This is a genomic window from Granulicatella sp. zg-84 (assembly GCF_010892375.1).
GTDB lineage: Bacteria > Bacillota > Bacilli > Lactobacillales > Aerococcaceae > WM01.
The window spans coordinates 1-19,951 of record NZ_WNJX01000030.1; the positions used below are offsets into that span (position 1 = coordinate 1).

Genomic DNA, 19,951 nt, shown 5'->3' on the forward strand with positions numbered 1-19,951 from the left:
GAGAAAAAGATATTTTCTGTGATTGGGTATAGACGTTTTCATCGCAATCCTGACCATAAGTTTTTTCGCTATGATTCATCTAGAGATTGTTTTACGGATACACGTACGGGAGAAATTTATACCTACAGAAACATTGATAGACAAGGATATAAGCAGTATCGTATAAGCGATAACAGTAATAAACGGATACTACGTCGAGCGATAGATGCTGATGTATATGATAGATGTCGTGAACGTCGATTATCTACGTTTGGGAAAGCACTATATAAACGACGGAAAGAAACGATTGAGCGTAGCTTTGCAGACTCTAAACAAAATCATGGGTATCGGTTTGCACAATATAGAGGAGTAGCCAAGATGCAACAGTACACTTGGTTATCTTGTGCTGCCCAAAATATGAAAAAAATGGCAATTCTGCTCACGAGAGATAGCCATTTTTTACAATATAGTTCTTTATTTATCATTTTTAAATGCAAAATCCAACGTATTTTTCAAAACTGGAAAAATACGTTGGATTTTTTATCGCTATTGTCAACAGTCTGAGTAAATAGCGTTTGCTATTTACTGCCTTTTTTATTTAAAAACCATATTTTTTATGTATAAATATAATGATGTTTTGTATAAGGGGAAAAAGTAGAAATCATTGGGGGAGTTGACAAAGAGCATCTCTCAAGTGATAATGGATACTATATTTAAAAATTGATTTTTATACAGGGGGATTATGGGTGTAAAATCAATAGCCAAAAGGAGATTCAGACGTGAAAAAACGAATAAAGCGAATGGTTCTAATCATGTGGAGTTTAGCACAGTTGTTTGGAAGTATGGCCTATTCAGTGAATGTAGCGCACTCTGATAACACAAATTGGTGGGGAAGTATACCGACACGATTTTTTGATTTTGGTAAGTTTGCATTTCCAATAAAACTGGAAAATCTTGAACAACGTTCAGAACTTATCAAAAAAGAAATTGTAAGGCATGAAGATGGGACATTTCGTATTATTTGGGAGTATAAAACGCACTTAACGGGTATAAAACAAGTGACGCAAGTCCAAAAATTAGAAACTTATTTTACGACAACAAAAGATTCAGGATTGGGGCAACCTGTTATTACCTCTATTCAAAAAGATGGTGTGGATATTACTGATACGGTTATACATACGACAACATCTGATTTATTAAATTCAACAGAAGAAGTCACAACGGATGTTAACAATGGTAATTATACATATATTATTGAAACGCCAGTCTTAGATATACGTGATAACTATGCTCTTGATTTTTATACGAATTTATCAGTACTTGTGAAAAAGGGTGTAGAAGTAACTTATAATGGTCAAAAAATAGTGTTAGAACAAGATAAACAGTTTGACTTACCTGCCTCTTCTAGAGTTTTTTTATCTGGTGATGATAAAGACTTATTAACGCTTAGACAAGATGCTCCTGTATCACACTCATTATTAGAAAATAAACAGTTATTAGGAGGAGAGTATCTGTCAGAAACGTCTGTTCGATGGACATCTTCTTATTTTAATACAGAATCTGTACCGGTTACGACAACATTTAATATGACGCCTGATCACTCGCAAGAACCGGTTAGTATGAAAGTTTATTATTATAAACCTAGTCATGATGCACATGCATACGTTTTAGATAGAGTTGAAGAAGAAACGACGACGAATTTTACGGTATCGGACATACCGAGTGGTTGGATTGTTCAAACAGAAGTGATAACACATATTACAAATGAAAAAGAAGAGCATTGTATACCAAATGCAAGTTTGGAATCTTTAAAAACAGATTTATCTATTCGTAAAATTTGGGAAAATGAATCTAGACCCGTTGAAACGAGTTATGACATTCTTAAAAATAATAATCTTTTTGAACATGTAATCTTACCTCCCTCTGAAGCGGAATATGTTTTAGAAAATATTGATAAATTTGATGTAGATACATCAGGTAGACGTCATCGGCATCTTTATAAGGTGAATGAAAATGTACCTGATGGGTATTATCTTTCTTATTATGGTGTTGAAAATAATACATTGCACTATTATTTTGCCAATAAAGAAGAGATTCAAGAAACTCCGAATATAACAGAAACAGCATGCAATATGTATGGTGTGACGAAAGTACACGACTTAGAAATCGACTGGTTTACATCAAAAACTTGGACTGGTTGGGGTGGAAATTTGAGGTTTGATTTTAAAGTACCTGCACATGTTCATGCGGGAGATTCGTTTTCCGTGACTTTACCAGAAACTATCTTTTTTGGGCATACACCTGATGCATCTAAAGTGTATGAACGACTAGATATTGGTGACAAAAAAGGAGCCATTGAAATTTATCATGTAGCGGATAGAGAGTTTAAATTCGTTGTCACAGAAAATGGTGTTTCTCCTGTCGATTATTTGGGTTATTTTGAATTACAAGGAGCTCATGAAAATAAAGAAAATATTTCTTCTGTGAATGGGGGAAAACCGAAACAAGATAGAGAGTATTACTTTGGTGGTATTCAACCGACAACAACAGGGGATTTACGTCAAGGGAATGCGAATAAATGGGAAGGTCCATTAGTATTTGAAACGACAAATACTTTTTCTTCAACGTCCTGCCATTCTCAACTAAAAAATAGAACGCTTGTTCACTATGATGATACAGTATCAGCCAATGTTTCTCCTCAAATTGGAAAAGGTATTGTTGAAGAGGGAGCCGATTATATTGTTTGGGAACTTGTGTTTAATTCGGCTGGTTGGAATAGAGATTCAAATCTACATAGACAAAACCAACGTCGTTTTTGGGAGGTGTTAAATAAAGACATTCCTCTATACCATGGAAATGATGCGTCTAGTTTAGAAAAAGATGTACAAGTCTTTATAGCAGATTCTGCACCAGGTGGCTATGTGGGAAGTACAAAAAAAGCATTATTTCCTAATCGAGAACCTGATACACCGGAATTAGAAATTGAATTTGGTCCTGCTGCTAAGAGGGATTTATTAGGTAAAGGGAACCAAGATTTAACAGTCACAAGTTTTTATGATGATAACGGTCATGTACAAACGATAAAAAATAATTATCAAATCGCATTTTTTATAAAGAAAAATTTAGGGACAAAAGCTGTTGTAGCACGTGTTAAAACAAGAAAAATGCCAAATCCTCAATACAATATGTATTTAAATTCGGCGTATGCCTCCTTCCGTTCAGGAACAACGGAACCCTATAAAATTATTGCTGCGTCAAAACCTGTAGATAAAGAGGGACATATTTTTTATCCAAATGTCTTTTCTTATTCGTTTAAAAAAGTTGAAGAAATAGACGGATATACACAACCGATGATAAATAAGACGGCTACATTTCTTTTATATGACGAAGAAATATTACCCTCTGGAGAAAAAAGAAAAAACACATTAGGAACATATACGTCAGATAAAACAAATGGATTGGTGACTTTTGACAATTTATATCCAAATATTCCCTATTTTTTTAAAGAAATAAAAGCACCAAATGGATTTGAAAGAGATGATACAGAACATGCATTAATGGTTGATGATCAAGGAAATACGACTGTTGATGGGCATACTTATACAAGTGAACATCTTCAAGAAATTATCAATAGACGTTCTCCAAATTCTAAAGACACAACATTGACAGTTGTCAAAAAAGATAGTTTAACCAATCAACTTTTATCTGGTGCTGTTTTTGAATTAGCCAATCAAACAGGGACATATCGTGTTAGACAAGGGGAGATGTCCTCGGCAAGCACTATGGTATTTACACATTTATCTCCTGGAGAATATACATTAACTGAGGTGACACAACCTACTGGCTACATTCTATTATCTAAACCAATTACTTTTACGGTACAAACTGATGGGACAATTCAACAAACAAGTGAACATAATGCTGTATATGCTAATTTAACCAATCATCAATTAAATCTTGAATTACATATAAAAAATAGTAAACAGCTTTATCATTTTGATGTTATAAAGAAAAATACACAAAATGAACATCAATTATTGCAAGGGGCAACATTTAGATTGTATAAGGAGGATCAAATTACACAAATTGGTATTGATAAAACGACCGATGAACAAGGACATGTGCAATTTCATTCATTAAAACCAGGTATGTATTATCTTCAAGAAGTCATTGCTCCAGTTGGTTATCAGTTAAACGATAAAAAATACCCTGTACTAATTGCAGAGGACGGTACGGCACATCTAAAAAAATCGGATAGTCACGTTTTTGAAAATCAAAGTGATACGCAAGGATTGACGATTATTGATAAAAATGATGAACAAACATATCACATAAAATTGATAAAAATAGATGCGGCGACGAATGCTTTATTACCAAATGCACGTTTTTCAATAAAACAAAGTGCGGATAAACAAGCTAGTGTTTATAATGGACAAATTGCTACGCTGACAACTGGAGAATTTGAATTTGATAATCAAAATAGGGGATTTGGTAAGGGAACTTACTATATTCATGAAGAAATTGCACCAAATGAGTATCAAATATTATCTGAAGCAATTCCAATAACACTTTCTGAAACGGGAAATATTATTGTATCTGAAAAATATAAAGATATTGTCCTTATTGATAAGAACGAACAGGAAAATATTGTGAATATTCGTATCAAAAATGTTAAAGTTGGCGAATTTCCAAAAACAGGTAGCTTTATTGGAACAGAAGTATTCTTATTAGTAGGCATTAGTTTAATGATGAGCTGTTTTTGGTTATATCATAAACAGAGAAAATAGTAAAATTGTGCTGATGAGTTTTTTTCATCAGCACAATTTTTGATAGGAGATACAACTAAAGTATGATTTCTTGGAGAACGCTTTAAAAAGCTGTTTTTTAGTAGTATAATCATGATAAGGAAAAAGGTGTGTAATGATGAAAAATATTAAATTAACAGTCGATAAAACGATACCTAAAGAAAGTTATTTTTATAGTATCTATGATGAAAATAAAAAGCAACGTATTGAGTGTTTGAAAAGCTTAAAAGATGAACAAGAGATTGCATTAGAGGACGATGTAGAGATAATTAGTATTCGCTCTTTTTATGGACGGAGTAATCGTATCCAAGTTGAACAGGATATGCATTTACATTTCTCAACAGTAATGAAGATGTATACTATGTATGGATTGTTTGAAGGACTATTACTCTTGTCCGTGCAGTTATTTATAAAAGAATGGTGGATTTATGGTATTGCTTTTTTAGTGATGTTATTCACTATCTTGTTTATATACTGTCATTATTATTTATTAAAAAGAATAGATTAAGAGGAAGAAACGATGAACAAAGTGATTATTAAAAAAGATGATATGAGTTTTTGGTTAAGAGCACTATCTTGTCATGTTTATGACAGTGAAACAAAGAAAAAAATTGCGACCATTCATAAACGTCAAACAGAAGTGGTGTTGGAAACAAATGCAAATAGTGTTTATGTTGCATCGATATTAGGAAGAGGAAGAAAATGTTCTATTGAAAATGGAGATATACTCTTTTTATCATATCAGAATAGATTATTGTTTGTATTATTTGCTGCTATTTATGCTATTTATGTGATTTCAAAAAAATTCTCCAAAGGATATGGTATCCTGTTTATGTTATTTATATTAGTCATAAATTATTTTGAAAATTATGAATTAACTTATGCAGGTAATACTTACAAAACTGAAGAAAAAGACTCTATTTTAATTTCAACATCTAACCCTTATACAACTTTTAATATATATGGTAATAAAGAAAAAATTGGTGTTTTACTAGCCAATCATAATGTATTTTATATATCTGACATGGAAAGTGTCGTAATACATATTCGACATATTCTTTCTCGTTGTAGAGCTGTTCAGGCAATAAAAGGAGACGTGTTTATTTTACAACGCTCAGCATTATCTTATGTACCACTTACATTTATATTCTTATCATATATCAATCCATTATTTTTTATTGGCTTTTTATTATCATTGCCACTCGCCTTTTTATATGGGTTTAAACTATCTAAAGTGAAATAAAAAATTTTTTAAAAAGTAAAAAGGAGGTATATAAATGAGTACAATTACCGTTATAAAACAAAAAGTATTTGAATTAAATCATATATCATGCCATATTTATGATAATCAAACAGATACTAAAATTGCAACAATAGCACCACATGAATGTTCTAAAACGATTGAAACAGACGCAAAAGAGATTTATGTTAAGACGCTATTTGGTCGCTCGACAGCTACTCCTTTAGACCAAACAGATACACTTTTTATTTCACAAAAATATACAGTGGCGTGTTATTTTCTTGTTGCTGCGGGTATCCAGATTCGAGATTTAAGAGCAAATTGGTTTGTCATATTAGGCATTTTGGGAATTTGGTTTTTCTTTAGACAGATGATGTATATTATGACACCAATCCAACATGTGCAAACGACTGAAGAAAATGTACTTATATTCAAAGAATCACCAACAGTTAACTATACATTGACTCTAGATAATGGCGACAAATTATCTTACAAAGGAGATAAACCCCTACTTGTAATAGTCCCCACACAAACATTGCAAGTAACAAGTTGGCATGGATATTCTAAAAAAGTATTGGTGAATGCGTACGACAAACTAATCATTACGTCTGATAATACGTTTTATGGAAGGATAGTAATCATTTTAAGTATATTCAAAGTTCTGTTTGATTATTATTTCGGTCATATAGGAGATATAAAATACTCCGTATATATGGGAGTTTCTTTATTGTTATATTTGGTTTTATTATTTATACCACAGTTGTTCAAAGTATATCACATTGAAAAATTACCTGTGGAGGAAGTATACAATACATATCATCATGATTAGAGATGATTTAAATATAGTGTGCCACAAGATGATTAAATATTATCTTGTGGTATTTTTAGTAGGGGGTAAAGATGAATCAGGGTATCTCTAAACTGAATATCACATCGTGAATGTTTATTCAAAACAGTAGCTGCTATTTCTCGTATGAATGGTTTGTTTCACTATGGTAAGCAGGTAAATGCTTTCTTCTTTATAATGGGTTTACTCTCTCTTATTTTGGTTATTTATGCTATAATAAATATGAAAACTAGTAAACATAAATATGATGAAGGAAGAATGATATGACACAACAATATGAGTATCCAATAGACTACACATGGACGCAACAGGAAATGACAACGGTCATCACATTGTTTAATGCGGTGGAATCAGCGTACGAAAAAGGTGTTGATACACAGGTATTCTTAAAAGCGTATCAAGCATTTAAACAAGTTGTCCCTTCTAAAAGTGAGGAAAAGCAACTAGGTAACACTTTTGAAAAACGATCAGGCTATTCATTATATAAAGTATGGAAGAAAGCACAAGAAACACCTAAAAAGATATATATGGAGAAATGAAATGATAGAGCAATTACACCAAGAAATAAAGGCGTGGATAAAACAAGCTGGTGAAATGGCGAAAAAGGGTTTAGAGGACGGACTTACTGTTGATACAAAAACATCGGCATCAGATTTAGTCACAAATATAGATAAAGCCATTCAAGAATCTTTTATAGCGTATATTTATAAACATTATCCAACGCATCATATTTTAGGAGAAGAAGATGATACACATATTACGTCCATGAATGGATATGTGTGGATTATTGACCCCATTGATGGTACATTAAATTATGTGAAAGAAAAAGAAAATTATGGCATTACGGTTTCTTTATACATCAATGGACAAGGAACGTTGGCATACATATATGATGTTGCTAAAAGTCATTTGTATCACATGATAGCAGGGCAAGGTGTGTACTGTAATGAAGAAAAATTACAACCCTTAGATTGTGGATTATTAAAAGATACCGTGATTAGCATATCCTCAAGTGCGTTAGATATACCTGTTTATCAAGAGATAATGAAAAAGGCGTTATCAGTACGTGTGATAGGCTGTTCGTCCCAATCATTTATCCGCGTGATAACAGGGAAATATGGAGCATATATATCATGTGCTTTACCTTCTTGGGATTTTGCAGCAGGTGCTATGATGATTAAAGAACTTGGCGGTAAATGCACACAGCCAGCAGGAACAGATTTGAATATACTACAAAAAACACCAATTATTGCATCGTCAGGTACGATACATCAAGAACTAATAAATATGGTAAAAGGATGTTGATATGAAAATCGTACACGCTAAAGTGGAACAATTACCACAAATTTTAAACATCTATGCCTATGCAAGAGAACAAATGAAAAAATCGGGTAATCCAAATCAATGGAAAGATAATCGCCCATCGATTGATGCAATAAAAGAAGACATTCGACAAAAAAGATGTTTTTTGCTTGTTGAAAAAGATGTGATTTGTGGAGTATTTGCTTTTATGATTGAACCAGATATATACTATCGAGCTATTTATCATGGAAACTGGTTGAATGATGGGCCTTATGGTGTTATTCACCGTGTTGCCAGTAGTGGACAACGAAAAGGTGTATTGAACGACATTTTAGATTACTGTGAAACACAAATTGATAATATTCGTATTGATACGCATGAAGATAACCGTATTATGCAACATTTATTAGAAAAAAGAGCGTATGTAAAATGTGGGATTATTTTTGTTGATGATCAAACACCTCGATTAGCCTATCAAAAAGTAATTGACAAAAAACATAATTAGTAACACAGAAATACTCAAATGTTTTTCTTGCTTTTCTCATCATAATTTGTTAGAATGACACTGTTGTATGCACACCAGCTACAACCGCACGATGTAGCGTTATAAAGACCGAAAGGCACGTACATTGGCGAGTCTAAGTGAACAATAAGGAGGTGCAAATATGTACGCAATTATCAAAACAGGTGGTAAACAAGTCAAAGTTGAAGTAGGTCAAGCAATTTACGTTGAAAAATTAAACGTAGAAGCTGGCGAAAAAGTTGTCTTTGATGAAGTTGTTTTCGTAGGTGGAGAAACAGTTAAAGTTGGTGCTCCATTCGTGTCAGGAGCAACTGTTGAAGGAACTGTTGAAAAACAAGGACGTCAAAAGAAAGTTGTAACGTTTAAATACAAACGTAGAAAAGATACACACCGTAAACAAGGTCACCGTCAACCATATACAAAAGTTGTTATCAATGCAATTAACGCATAATAACAGGTGACAAGATGATTCAGATTATCTTTAAAAAGAACGAAAAAAACAAATGGGTATCGTTTGAAATAACGGGGCATGCACAATTTGCCGAACATGGAGAAGACATTGTCTGTGCGGCCGTATCAGCCTTAGCTATTACAACGTGCAATAGCATTGAACACATTGCTAAATATCAGCCGATTATTGATATAGAAGAAGAATTTGGTGGATATATGTATGTTGAAGTTTTGGATGATTTAACAAACGACCAACACTATATTACGCAAATTTTATTAGAAAATCTCTATTTAGGACTTTGCGAGATTAGTAAAGAATATCCTGATTTTGTTCAATTTCAATGATGAAAGAAACCAACGAGGAGGTGCAACCAAATGTTGAAAATGAATTTACAATTATTCGCCCACAAAAAAGGTGGAGGTTCTACTTCTAACGGACGTGACTCACAAGCGAAACGTTTAGGTGCTAAACGTGCAGACGGTCAACACGTATTAGGTGGAGCAATTTTATATCGTCAACGTGGTACAAAAATTCATCCAGGTTTAAATGTAGGCCGTGGTGGAGATGATACACTATTTGCAAAAGTAGAAGGTATCGTACGTTTTGAGCGTTTAGGACGTGACAAAAAGCAAGTTTCTGTTTATCCAGTAGCTGCTAAATAATGAAATTAGAGGTTGAAGCGGTAACGTTTCAGCCTTTTTTTAAGGAAGGATGTGTTAATCATGACGGATAAAGATCATGTATTATCACTATATGATGTTCTCAATCAATCTGCACAATTATTATCTTCAGATTTAGAAACAGCTTATTTAGAAGGGCTAGCTGAAACATTACAAAATTTAGTGTTTGAACAAAAAGCTCAACAAGTAGATGGATTGCCAAGTCAAGAAACGATTCAAACATTAAATCAGTTATATCAATTGATTGATTTAAATGCATATACAAAAGAAGAAAAAAGAAAAGCCATTCAACTTGCTTTATTACAAGCTATTCAAAAGGATAATATTCAATCAAATCATCAAATAACACCGGATAGTATTGCATTTTTGATTGGGTATTTTATGAATACATTAAGCAAAAAGCCGATACGATTATTGGATATTACAGCTGGGACAGGAAATTTATTAAGTGCTTTATTAAATCATTTCGGAGATGAACATATTGAATCAACGGCTATTGAAGTTGATGAGTTATTAGTGAGTATTTTAGCTATGTCTATGCAACTTCAAGGACATGATACAAAAATTATGCATCAAGATAGTGTCCAACCTTTATTGGTAGATAAACCAAATATGATTGTCTCTGATTTACCCATTGGTTATTATCCACATGATGATATTGCTAAAATGTTTAAAGTAAGTGTGAGTAATGAACATACGTATGCACACCATGTGTTGATTGAACATGGTATGCAATTATTAGAAGAGAATGGTTGGGGAATTTTTATTGTACCAAGTAATGTTTTTGAAACACCACAAGGCCACCATTTGTTACAGTTATTAACGACTGATTATTATATGCAAGGCTTTTTACTTTTACCAGCAACCATGTTTAAACAATCTTCTGCTAGGAAAGCTATTTTACTTGTTCAAAAAATGGGTGATACAGCGACAAAAGCAGATGAAGTACTTATCGGAGAAATTCCCCCTTTAAAACAAATTGAGAAAGTACAAGACTTTTTAAGTAAATTTGGAGAATGGGCGGAAGCGTTCGCAAAATAGTTTAAACATCTGCAAATTTGTGGTATAATATTTCAGAAAATTTAATGATATAAAGGAGAAAAAACATGTCAAAAACAATTGCAATCAATGCAGGTAGTTCAAGTTTGAAATTTCAATTATTTCAAATGCCTGAAGAAACAGTATTAGCAAAAGGTTTAGTAGAAAGAATTGGATTAAAAGACTCAATATTTACAGTAAGTTATGGAGATGGAGAAAAACATAAACTTGTTTTAGATATTCACAATCACGACCAAGCTGTTCAAATGTTATTAGATACATTATTAGAATTAAAAATTGTTGAAAAATATGAAGAAATTACAGGAGTTGGCCATCGTGTTGTTGCTGGTGGAGAAATCTTTAAAGATTCAGCTCTGATTGATGATAAAGTCATTGAACAAATTGAAAGTTTAACAGAATATGCACCATTACACCAACCAGCAGAAGTTGCCGGCATTCGTGCTTTCAAAAAATTATTACCACATATTACAAGCGTTGCGGTATTTGATACATCATTCCATACATCAATGCCTAAAAAAGCGTACTTGTATAGCTTGCCAATTGAATATTATGAAAAATATGGTGCTCGTCGTTATGGTGCACATGGAACAAGCCATAATTATGTATCAAGACGTGCAGCAGCAATGTTAGGTAAAGATATTAAAGATACAAAAATTATCACATGTCATTTAGGAAATGGCGGTTCTATTACAGCTGTTGACGGTGGAAAATCTGTTGATACATCAATGGGCTTCACACCATTAGCGGGTATTACAATGGGAACACGTGCAGGAGATTTTGACGCATCTCTTATCCCATTCTTAATGGAAAAAGAAGGTATGACAAGTGTTAATGAATTTATTGATGTAGCTAATAAAAAATCTGGTTTACTAGGTTTATCAACTGTATCAAGTGATATGCGTGATGTAGAAGCTGCAGCAGCAGAAGGTAATGAACATGCTAAAACAACATATGAAGTGTTTATTTACCGTATTCAAAAATACATTGGGGCTTATATTGCAGCTATGAATGGTGTTGATGCTATTGTCTTTACAGCCGGTATCGGAGAAAATTCAGCAGAAGTAAGACGTGATGTTATTGGTGGATTAACATGGTTTGGTTGTGATATCGATCCAGAAGCAAATGCATTACGTGGACAAGAAAAAGTTGTATCAACACCAAATGCGAAAGTAAAAGTACTTAATATTCCAACTGATGAAGAAGTGGAAATTGCCCGTGATGTAGAACGTTTAAAAAAATAATTTAAATAAGTTTAGATAAATGAGGGGATTTTCTATGATTACGAAAGATCAGTATAGGTTTATTCGCGAACATGTAGCGTTCAAAAATATTAGGCAAGAACAGTTTGATGAGTTATCTAAATTTATTCAATATCGTCGTATTCCAAAAGATCAAATTTTATTTTTTACTGGGGATACACGAGATAAGTTTTTTCTAATTTATTCAGGTTACGTACGAATAGAACAGTATGATGCATCGGATAACTATTTATATGTAGATTTTGTAAAACCGGAAGCTTTGTTTCCGTATGGGGGAGTTTTTCAAGATGAAGAGTATCACTATACGGCAGTTGCAATTACGGATTTAGAATGTTTTTATATTCCTCGAGAGTTATTTGAAACATTTAGTTTAAAATCAACAGAACAAATGGCATTTTTATGTAGCAAGCTATCACAAATTTTAAGACTGCATGAATTGCGTTTGCGTAATATGATTAACTCTAGTGCAACAGATAGAGTGATACAATCATTGGCTGTTTTATTATTTGATGTGTGCGGCGAAGAAAGTGTTCTACCGTTTCCAATTACTATTTTAGAATTGGCAAAATTAAGTGGAACGACACGGGAAACTGTAAGTCAAGTCATGAAACGCCTAAAGCGAAAAAATATTATTACTTACTCTCATAAGCGTTTAACTTATATGAATCGAAATGTATTTTTAGAAAATTTATATTAGTAGTTAAAAAGAAGTGCTGAAAGGTACTTCTTTTTATTATGGATAGTATATATTGTGAATGATGAACTTTGTTTGAAAGATATTATGAACATTACACAAATGGCATCGATATTTTTCTTCATCAATACTATTATCAAAAAATTTTTTATGCACAAAAGTGACAAAACAAGAATATTTTATACAATTTCTTGCATAATTTTATTTTTGGAATAAATGATATTTAAGTAAAAAGTCAAATTTTATATTGAAAAATATTTATTCCGTAAAGAAATGATAATGTATAAACTTTCATATTTTTGTATACCTCTTGAATAAAACGGAAAAACCATTAAAAAATGAGAAATTCTTGGCAAATTATTTGAGAAATTATTCGAGAAAGCGCTATAAAAAAAGGCTATGATATGAGTGTGAAGTGGAGCATGGTTGAACCACAGAACAGATTTAAACAAATAGGAGGAGAAAACAATGACAAACGAAAGACCAATTCACGTATATTCAGAGATTGGAAAATTAAAAAAAGTTATGTTACATAGACCAGGTAAAGAATTGGAAAATTTGATGCCAGACTATTTAGAAAGATTACTTTTTGATGATATTCCATTTTTAGAAGATGCTCAAAAAGAACATGATGCATTTGCTGACGTTCTTCGCTCAGAAGGTGTCGAAGTTGTTTATTTAGAAGATTTAGCAGCTCAATCACTTACAACGCCAGAAATTCGTGAACAGTTTATTGATGAATATTTAAATGAAGCAAATATTAGAGGGGCAAAAACAAAAGAAGCAATTCGCGAATTATTATTGAATATTGAAGATAATAAAACTTTAGTGGAAAAAACAATGGCAGGGGTACAAAAAAGTGAATTACCAGAAATTAAAGATAAAGGTTTGACAGATTTAGTTGAATCTGATTATCCATTTGCGATTGATCCAATGCCAAACTTATATTTTACACGTGATCCATTTGCGACAATGGGACATGGGGTTTCTTTAAATCACATGTACTCAGAAACACGTAATCGTGAAACATTATATGCAAAATATATTTTCAAATATCATCCAGAATATAAAGATGCACAAGTACCACTTGTTTACAATCGTGAAGAAACAACACGTATCGAAGGTGGCGATGAATTAGTTTTATCAAAAGATGTATTAGCTGTAGGTATTTCTCAAAGAACAGATGCAGCATCTATTGAAAAATTGATGAAAAATGTATTTGATAATAATTTAGGATTTAAAAAAGTTTTAGCGTTTGAATTTGCAAATAATCGTAAATTCATGCATTTAGACACAGTGTTTACAATGATTGATTACGATAAATTTACTATTCATCCAGAAATTGAAGGAGATTTACGTGTCTTTTCTGTAACACCTGACGGACAAGGTGGATTACATATTGTTGAAGAGCATGACTCTTTAGAACATATTTTAGCAGTTAATCTAGGTGTTGAAAAAGTAACATTGATTCGTTGTGGTGCAGGTAATTTTGTAGCAGCAGGACGTGAACAATGGAATGACGGATCAAATACATTAACAATCGCTCCAGGTGTTGTTGTTGTATATGATCGCAATACAGTGACAAACCAAAAATTAGAAGAATATGGTATTCGTTTATTACGTATTCGTGGAAGTGAATTAGTTCGTGGTCGTGGGGGCCCTCGTTGCATGTCTATGCCATTAGTTCGTGAAGATATTTAATATAATAGAAGAAAGAGGTAGTATATAATGACACAAGTATTTCAAGGAAGAAGTTTTTTAAAAGAGAAAGATTTTACACGTGCTGAATTAGAGTATTTAATTGATTTTTCTGCACACGTTAAAGATTTGAAAAAACGTGGTGTACCACATAAATTTTTAGAAGGAAAAAATATTGCTCTATTATTTGAAAAAACATCTACACGTACACGTGCTGCTTTTACAACAGCTGCCATTGACTTAGGTGCACATCCTGAATATTTAGGTAAAAATGATATTCAATTAGGGAAAAAAGAATCAGTTGAAGATACAGCTAAAGTGTTAGGTCGTATGTTTGACGGTATTGAATTCCGTGGTTTTAGTCAAGAAGTAGTGGAAGATTTAGCAAAATATGCAGGTGTTCCAGTATGGAATGGTTTAACAGATGCATGGCATCCAACACAAATGATTGCCGACTATTTAACAGTTAAAGAAAACTTCGGTAAACTTGAAGGATTAACATTAGTTTATTGTGGAGATGGTCGTAACAATGTTGCCAATAGTTTATTGGTAACAGGTGCTCTTTTAGGTGTGAATGTACATATTTTCTCACCAAAAGAATTATTCCCTGAGCAAGAAATCGTTACATTAGCACAAAAATACGCAACAGAAAGCGGAGCACATGTGTTAATTACGGATAATGCAGATGAAGCTGTAAAAGGCGCTGATGTATTATACACAGACGTATGGGTATCTATGGGTGAAGAAGATAAATTTGCAGAACGTGTTGCTTTATTACAACCATATCAAGTAAATATGGATTTAGTACGTAAAGCAAATAACGAAGATTTAATCATTTTACATTGCTTACCTGCATTCCATGATACAGAAACAGAATATGGTAAAAAAATTGCTGAAGAATTTGGTGTAAAAGAAATGGAAATTACAGATGAAGCATTTAGAAGTAAATATGCTCGTCAATTTGATCAAGCTGAAAACCGTATGCACTCAATCAAAGCAATTATGGCATTAACAGCAGGAAATTTATTTGTGAATAAAGTTTAATCTTTTATCGTAAATGGAACAAAATCGTTCTGGTTTTGAGTTTAAATCAGAACCAGAACGATTTTTTGATTAGGGAGGGATATAAAATGAGTAAAGAAAAACGATTCAAAATGCCGTCTTCTTATACAGTTTTAATGATTATTATTTCATTGATGGCTATTTTAACATGGTTTATTCCAGCAGGTCGTTATCAATCAGATGCCGACGGTAATGTAATGTCTGGTACATACGAAAAAGTAGAAAATACACCTCAAGGTGCTTATGATGTGCTAATGGCACCAGTAAATGCCATGCTAGGAAAAGATACTGTTGTCAACGAAGGAACAGATAAAGAATATACCATTCATACAGACGGAGCGATTAAAGTAGCGTTCTTTATTATTATGGTTGGTGCTTTTTTAGGTGTTGTAACAGAAACAGGAGCATTAGACGTAGGGATTGCCTCAATTGTTAAAAAATTCAAAGGACGAGAAAAATTACTTATTCCAATATTGATGTTTTTATTTGCTTTAGGCGGTACAACTTATGGTATGGGGGAAGAAACAATGGCGTTTTATCCTCTACTTATTCCAGTTATGTTAGCTGTTGGATTTGATACAATTACAGCCGTAGCAATTATTTTAGTGGGGTCACAAATAGGGTGTTTGGCCTCAACAGTAAATCCATTTGCAACAGGTGTTGCTTCTGATGCAGCCAATATTAGCGTGGCTGATGGTATTGTGTTACGTTTAATATTCTTCTTCGTTTTATTAGCGTTAGGTATCCTATTCGTTTATCGTTATGCAAGTAAAATTGAAAAAGATCCAACAAAATCATATGTCTTTAAACAACGTGAAGATGATTTAGCATTCTTTAAAGTTGGAGAATCAGTAGAGCAACAATCATTAACAAAACGTCAAAAATATGTATTGGGCGTGTTTGTTGCGACATTTATTATTATGATACTAAGTTTGATTCCATGGACAAAATTCGGTATCAATTTATTCGTTGATATCAATAATGGTATTCAAAATATCCCAGGTGTTGGGCAAATATTTGGACATTCATTAGAATTAGGTGAATGGTATTTCCCAGAAGTAACGATGTTGTTTGTTTTCATGGGTGTTCTAGTCGGTATTGTATCTGGTATGGGAGAACAACGCTTTATTAAAGCTTTTATGAATGGAGCAGCTGATTTATTAAGTGTTGCTTTGATTTGTGCAGTAGCTCGTGGTATTCAAATTATTATGAATGACGGTCAAATTTCTGCGACAATTTTACATTCAGCAGAAGGATTTTTAAGTGGATTTTCTTCACAAGTCTTTATCGTGTTGACATATATTTTCTATTTACCAATGTCATTTTTAATTCCGTCATCTTCTGGATTAGCCGGAGCGACTATAGGTATCATGGCGCCTTTAGGCGAATTTGCCAAAGTTCCTGCTTCATTAGTGGTCACTGCTTTCCAATCTGCTAGTGGTGTGTTAAACTTATTAGCACCAACATCTGGAATTGTGATGGGAGCATTAGCAATAGGACGTATTGATTTAGGCACTTGGATAAAATTTATAAGTAAATTTATCGTCATTGTGGTCGTTGTTAGTATATTATTGTTAATATTGGGAACAATGATTTAAAATAAAGGAGAAACAACATGAAAAACTTTGTGACAGAAACACATCAAAAAGCATGTATTGATGCGATTAAAACACTCGTAAGTTATCCATCTGTTTTAAACGAAGGAGAAAATGAAACACCATTTGGGCAAGCTATTCAGGATGTTTTAGAAAAAACATTAGACATTACGGCATCACTTGGTATGCGCACGTATATAGATCCAAAAGGTTATTATGGCTACGCTGAAATCGGACAAGGGCAAGAGTGCTTAGCTGTTTTATGTCACTTAGATGTTGTTCCTGCAGGTGATCTAAGTAAATGGCAGACAAATCCATTTGAAGCAGTTATCAACGGTGATACGATTTATGGACGAGGGGTTCAAGATGATAAAGGACCTTCTATGGCTGCTCTATTTGCTTTAAAAGCACTTATTGATGCAGGTGTTACGTTTACGAAACGTGTACGTTTCATTTTTGGGACAGATGAAGAAACATTGTGGCGTTGCTTGAATAGATATAACGAAAAAGAAGAGAGTGCCACAATGGGATTCGCTCCTGATTCATCTTTTCCGTTAACATTTGCTGAAAAAGGTCTATTACAAGTGAAATTACATGGAAAAGGTAGTCAAGACTTTAACTGTCACTTAGGAGAAGCTTTTAATGTGGTACCTGCAAAAGCATTGTATAGTGGAATATATTTACAAAGTGTCAAAGAAAAACTTGATGCATACGGCTATGAATATAGTCAAGATGATACAAGTATTACGGTACTTGGAGTATCGAAACATTCAAAAGATGCTCCAAAAGGTATCAATGCGATTATTCGCTTAGCTAAAGTATTGAATGATGAAATCTCTCATGATGCACTGGCATTTTTAACAGAAGCTATTGGAGAAGATGCCACAGGAAGTCAGTTATTTGGAGAAATTAAAGATGAACCAAGTGGTTCATTAACAGTTAATGTTGCTGGTTTAACAATTACACCAAAAAATTCAGAAATCAGAATTGATATGCGTATACCAGTTTTAGCCGATGTTGACTTTTTAGTAGAACGTTTAAAAGAAAAAGCGTCTATGTATCATTTAATATATGAGCAATATGATTTCTTAAATGCTTTATATGTACCGTTAGACAGTGTATTAGTCAAAACTTTAATGTCTGTTTACCAAGAAAAAACAGGTGATATGACACCAGCAAAATCATCTGGAGGTGCAACATTTGCACGTACTATGAAAAATTGTGTGGCATTTGGAGCTTCTTTCCCAACGACTGTTCAAACAGAACATCAAGAAAATGAGCGCACATTATTAACAGATATTTATCGCGCAATGGATATATACGCTGAAGCTATTTATCGTTTAGCGTGTCATGAATAAAGATATTAGGAGGCTATTATAATATGGGTAAAACAATTGTAGTTGCTTTAGGAGGCAATGCCATTTTATCAACGGATGCATCGGCAAAAGCACAACAAGAAGCACTAGTAAAAACATCTAAATATTTAGTAAGATTGATTGAAGAAGGTCATCGTTTAGTTATCACACACGGAAATGGACCACAAGTTGGTAATTTATTGTTACAACAAGCTGCTGCACATTCTGAAAAAAATCCAGCACTGCCATTAGACACATGTGTTGGGATGACAGAAGGTAGCATTGGATATTGGTTACAAAATGCAATGGGCAATATTTTAAAAGAAAAAAATATTAATCGTCCAGTTGTATCTGTTGTGACACAAGTTGTCGTAGATGAAAAAGATGAAGCATTTGTAAACTTAACAAAACCAATTGGACCATTTTTAACAGAAGAAGAAGCAAAAGTTGCAGCACAAGAAACAGGCGACACTTATAAAGAAGATTCAGGTCGTGGATACCGTAAAGTTGTTGCTTCTCCAAAACCTGTACGCATTCATGAAATTGAGGTCATCAAAAAATTAGTTAAAGATGATGTAATTGTTGTTGCTGTTGGTGGTGGTGGTATTCCAGTTGTGGAACGTGCAAATGGTCAGTTAGAAGGTGTAGAAGCTGTTATTGATAAAGATTTTGCAAGCCAACGTTTAGCAGCAGATATTGAAGCAGATTTGTTTATTGTGTTAACAGGTGTAGATAATGTATACGTGAACTTTAATAAACCAGATCAACGTAAACTTGAAGAAGTGACCTTAAACGAATTAGAAGAATATATTGCTCAAAATCAATTTGCTCCAGGTAGTATGTTACCTAAAGTGGAAGCAACAATGTCTTTTGTAAGAAGCTTCCCTAAAGGAAAAGCGGTTATTTCTTCATTAGAAAATATTGAAGCAGTCGTATCTGGAACAGGTGGAACGGTAGTTGTTCCTGACTAATATACAAAAATCTTGATAAAGACATCGCAGATGTCTTTATCAAGATTCAGACTGTTGACAATATATCTAAAAAATCCAACGTATTTTTCAAAACTGGAAAAATACGTTGGATTTTGCATTTAAAAATGATAAATAAAGAACTATATTGTAAAAAATGGCTATCTCTCGTGAGCAGAATTGCCATTTTTTTCATGTTTTGGGCAGCACAAGATAACCAAGTGTACTGCTGCATCTTGGCTACTCCTCTATATTGTGCAAACCGATACCCATGATTTTGTGGCTCTATAATAAATCGTGTTGGTGGGAATAATCCACCAACACGATTTTGTATATAAAAGTGGACAAAAAAAGAGAAATACCTGTATGATTAAATCACCACAATTAAACAAGGAGGTATTTCTCATGGATTATTATACAAAAAAATTATTGAC

General features: G+C 33.1%; 19 protein-coding genes and 1 other annotated feature. All 19 genes read left to right on the plus strand.

The features are described from left to right. Positions 1–543 (plus strand): transposase (locus GMA06_RS06895; RefSeq protein ID WP_205426270.1); only part of this gene is annotated, 543 nt, incomplete at its 5' end. A 215-nt stretch (positions 544–758) separates the two neighbouring features. After that, the gene (locus GMA06_RS08630) at positions 759–4,766 is read left to right on the plus strand and encodes a SpaA isopeptide-forming pilin-related protein (RefSeq protein WP_163562137.1); all 4,008 of its coding nucleotides are present in this window, start codon (positions 759–761) and stop codon (positions 4,764–4,766) included. Positions 4,767–4,902: 136 nt separating this feature from the next. Then, positions 4,903–5,292: a hypothetical protein gene (locus GMA06_RS06905; protein WP_163562138.1), complete on the plus strand. Its 390-nt coding sequence runs from the start codon at positions 4,903–4,905 to the stop codon at positions 5,290–5,292. A gap of 12 nt (positions 5,293–5,304) precedes the next feature. Then, positions 5,305–6,027 (plus strand): hypothetical protein, encoded by a 723-nt coding sequence (locus tag GMA06_RS06910; protein ID WP_163562139.1) that lies wholly within the window; start codon positions 5,305–5,307, stop codon positions 6,025–6,027. 34 nt (positions 6,028–6,061) lie between these two features. Next, positions 6,062–6,853, plus strand: a complete 792-nt coding sequence (locus GMA06_RS06915) for a hypothetical protein (RefSeq protein WP_163562140.1) — start codon at positions 6,062–6,064, stop codon at positions 6,851–6,853. A gap of 281 nt (positions 6,854–7,134) precedes the next feature. Then, positions 7,135–7,410: a UPF0223 family protein gene (locus tag GMA06_RS06920; protein WP_163546584.1), complete on the plus strand. Its 276-nt coding sequence runs from the start codon at positions 7,135–7,137 to the stop codon at positions 7,408–7,410. 1 nt (position 7,411) lies between these two features. Continuing rightward, complete coding sequence (locus GMA06_RS06925) at positions 7,412–8,176, plus strand: inositol monophosphatase family protein (RefSeq protein WP_163562141.1); 765 nt, start codon at positions 7,412–7,414, stop codon at positions 8,174–8,176. Between the two features lies 1 nt (position 8,177). After that, positions 8,178–8,678: an N-acetyltransferase gene (locus tag GMA06_RS06930; RefSeq protein WP_163562142.1), complete on the plus strand. Its 501-nt coding sequence runs from the start codon at positions 8,178–8,180 to the stop codon at positions 8,676–8,678. A gap of 72 nt (positions 8,679–8,750) precedes the next feature. Beyond that, positions 8,751–8,823 (plus strand) — a sequence feature (ribosomal protein L21 leader region). 15 nt (positions 8,824–8,838) lie between these two features. Next, positions 8,839–9,147: a 50S ribosomal protein L21 gene (gene rplU, locus GMA06_RS06935; protein WP_163546581.1), complete on the plus strand. Its 309-nt coding sequence runs from the start codon at positions 8,839–8,841 to the stop codon at positions 9,145–9,147. Positions 9,148–9,161: 14 nt separating this feature from the next. Continuing rightward, positions 9,162–9,491 carry a ribosomal-processing cysteine protease Prp gene (locus GMA06_RS06940; RefSeq protein ID WP_163562143.1) on the plus strand — a complete coding sequence of 110 codons (330 nt, stop codon included), beginning with the start codon at positions 9,162–9,164 and terminating at the stop codon, positions 9,489–9,491. A 30-nt stretch (positions 9,492–9,521) separates the two neighbouring features. Further along, complete coding sequence (rpmA, locus tag GMA06_RS06945) at positions 9,522–9,809, plus strand: 50S ribosomal protein L27 (RefSeq protein WP_163546579.1); 288 nt, start codon at positions 9,522–9,524, stop codon at positions 9,807–9,809. A 60-nt stretch (positions 9,810–9,869) separates the two neighbouring features. Further along, positions 9,870–10,868, plus strand: a complete 999-nt coding sequence (locus tag GMA06_RS06950; RefSeq protein ID WP_163562144.1) for a class I SAM-dependent methyltransferase — start codon at positions 9,870–9,872, stop codon at positions 10,866–10,868. Positions 10,869–10,933: 65 nt separating this feature from the next. Beyond that, the gene (locus GMA06_RS06955; protein WP_163562145.1) at positions 10,934–12,127 is read left to right on the plus strand and encodes an acetate kinase; all 1,194 of its coding nucleotides are present in this window, start codon (positions 10,934–10,936) and stop codon (positions 12,125–12,127) included. Positions 12,128–12,161: 34 nt separating this feature from the next. Beyond that, positions 12,162–12,842, plus strand: coding sequence for a Crp/Fnr family transcriptional regulator (locus GMA06_RS06960; RefSeq protein WP_163546576.1), 681 nt, complete (start codon positions 12,162–12,164; stop codon positions 12,840–12,842). 465 nt (positions 12,843–13,307) lie between these two features. Beyond that, positions 13,308–14,540 (plus strand): arginine deiminase, encoded by a 1,233-nt coding sequence (arcA, locus tag GMA06_RS06965; protein WP_163546575.1) that lies wholly within the window; start codon positions 13,308–13,310, stop codon positions 14,538–14,540. Between the two features lie 27 nt (positions 14,541–14,567). Next, a complete protein-coding gene (gene argF / locus GMA06_RS06970; RefSeq protein ID WP_163562146.1) occupies positions 14,568–15,581 on the plus strand; it encodes an ornithine carbamoyltransferase in 1,014 nt (337 codons plus the stop codon). An 86-nt stretch (positions 15,582–15,667) separates the two neighbouring features. After that, positions 15,668–17,197 (plus strand): YfcC family protein, encoded by a 1,530-nt coding sequence (locus GMA06_RS06975; protein ID WP_163546573.1) that lies wholly within the window; start codon positions 15,668–15,670, stop codon positions 17,195–17,197. Between the two features lie 17 nt (positions 17,198–17,214). Continuing rightward, positions 17,215–18,552: a dipeptidase gene (locus GMA06_RS06980; RefSeq protein ID WP_163546572.1), complete on the plus strand. Its 1,338-nt coding sequence runs from the start codon at positions 17,215–17,217 to the stop codon at positions 18,550–18,552. A gap of 23 nt (positions 18,553–18,575) precedes the next feature. Next, positions 18,576–19,520, plus strand: a complete 945-nt coding sequence (arcC, locus tag GMA06_RS06985) for a carbamate kinase (RefSeq protein ID WP_163562147.1) — start codon at positions 18,576–18,578, stop codon at positions 19,518–19,520. Positions 19,521–19,951 lie beyond the last annotated feature (431 nt).

Excerpts from the sequence above, each read along its gene's own strand:
- GMA06_RS06955 (WP_163562145.1), top strand. The coding sequence starts at position 10,934 with ATGTCAAAAACAATTGCAATCAATGCAGGTAGTTCAAGTTTGAAATTT.
- arcA (WP_163546575.1), top strand. The coding sequence starts at position 13,308 with ATGACAAACGAAAGACCAATTCACGTATATTCAGAGATTGGAAAATTA.
- GMA06_RS06920 (WP_163546584.1), top strand. The coding sequence starts at position 7,135 with ATGACACAACAATATGAGTATCCAATAGACTACACATGGACGCAACAG.
- argF (WP_163562146.1), top strand. The coding sequence starts at position 14,568 with ATGACACAAGTATTTCAAGGAAGAAGTTTTTTAAAAGAGAAAGATTTT.
- GMA06_RS06925 (WP_163562141.1), top strand. The coding sequence starts at position 7,412 with ATGATAGAGCAATTACACCAAGAAATAAAGGCGTGGATAAAACAAGCT.
- GMA06_RS06940 (WP_163562143.1), top strand. The coding sequence starts at position 9,162 with ATGATTCAGATTATCTTTAAAAAGAACGAAAAAAACAAATGGGTATCG.
- GMA06_RS06950 (WP_163562144.1), top strand. The coding sequence starts at position 9,870 with ATGACGGATAAAGATCATGTATTATCACTATATGATGTTCTCAATCAA.
- arcC (WP_163562147.1), top strand. The coding sequence starts at position 18,576 with ATGGGTAAAACAATTGTAGTTGCTTTAGGAGGCAATGCCATTTTATCA.
- rpmA (WP_163546579.1), top strand. The coding sequence starts at position 9,522 with ATGTTGAAAATGAATTTACAATTATTCGCCCACAAAAAAGGTGGAGGT.
- GMA06_RS06930 (WP_163562142.1), top strand. The coding sequence starts at position 8,178 with ATGAAAATCGTACACGCTAAAGTGGAACAATTACCACAAATTTTAAAC.
- GMA06_RS06905 (WP_163562138.1), top strand. The coding sequence starts at position 4,903 with ATGAAAAATATTAAATTAACAGTCGATAAAACGATACCTAAAGAAAGT.
- rplU (WP_163546581.1), top strand. The coding sequence starts at position 8,839 with ATGTACGCAATTATCAAAACAGGTGGTAAACAAGTCAAAGTTGAAGTA.
- GMA06_RS06980 (WP_163546572.1), top strand. The coding sequence starts at position 17,215 with ATGAAAAACTTTGTGACAGAAACACATCAAAAAGCATGTATTGATGCG.
- GMA06_RS06915 (WP_163562140.1), top strand. The coding sequence starts at position 6,062 with ATGAGTACAATTACCGTTATAAAACAAAAAGTATTTGAATTAAATCAT.
- GMA06_RS06960 (WP_163546576.1), top strand. The coding sequence starts at position 12,162 with ATGATTACGAAAGATCAGTATAGGTTTATTCGCGAACATGTAGCGTTC.
- GMA06_RS06975 (WP_163546573.1), top strand. The coding sequence starts at position 15,668 with ATGAGTAAAGAAAAACGATTCAAAATGCCGTCTTCTTATACAGTTTTA.
- GMA06_RS06910 (WP_163562139.1), top strand. The coding sequence starts at position 5,305 with ATGAACAAAGTGATTATTAAAAAAGATGATATGAGTTTTTGGTTAAGA.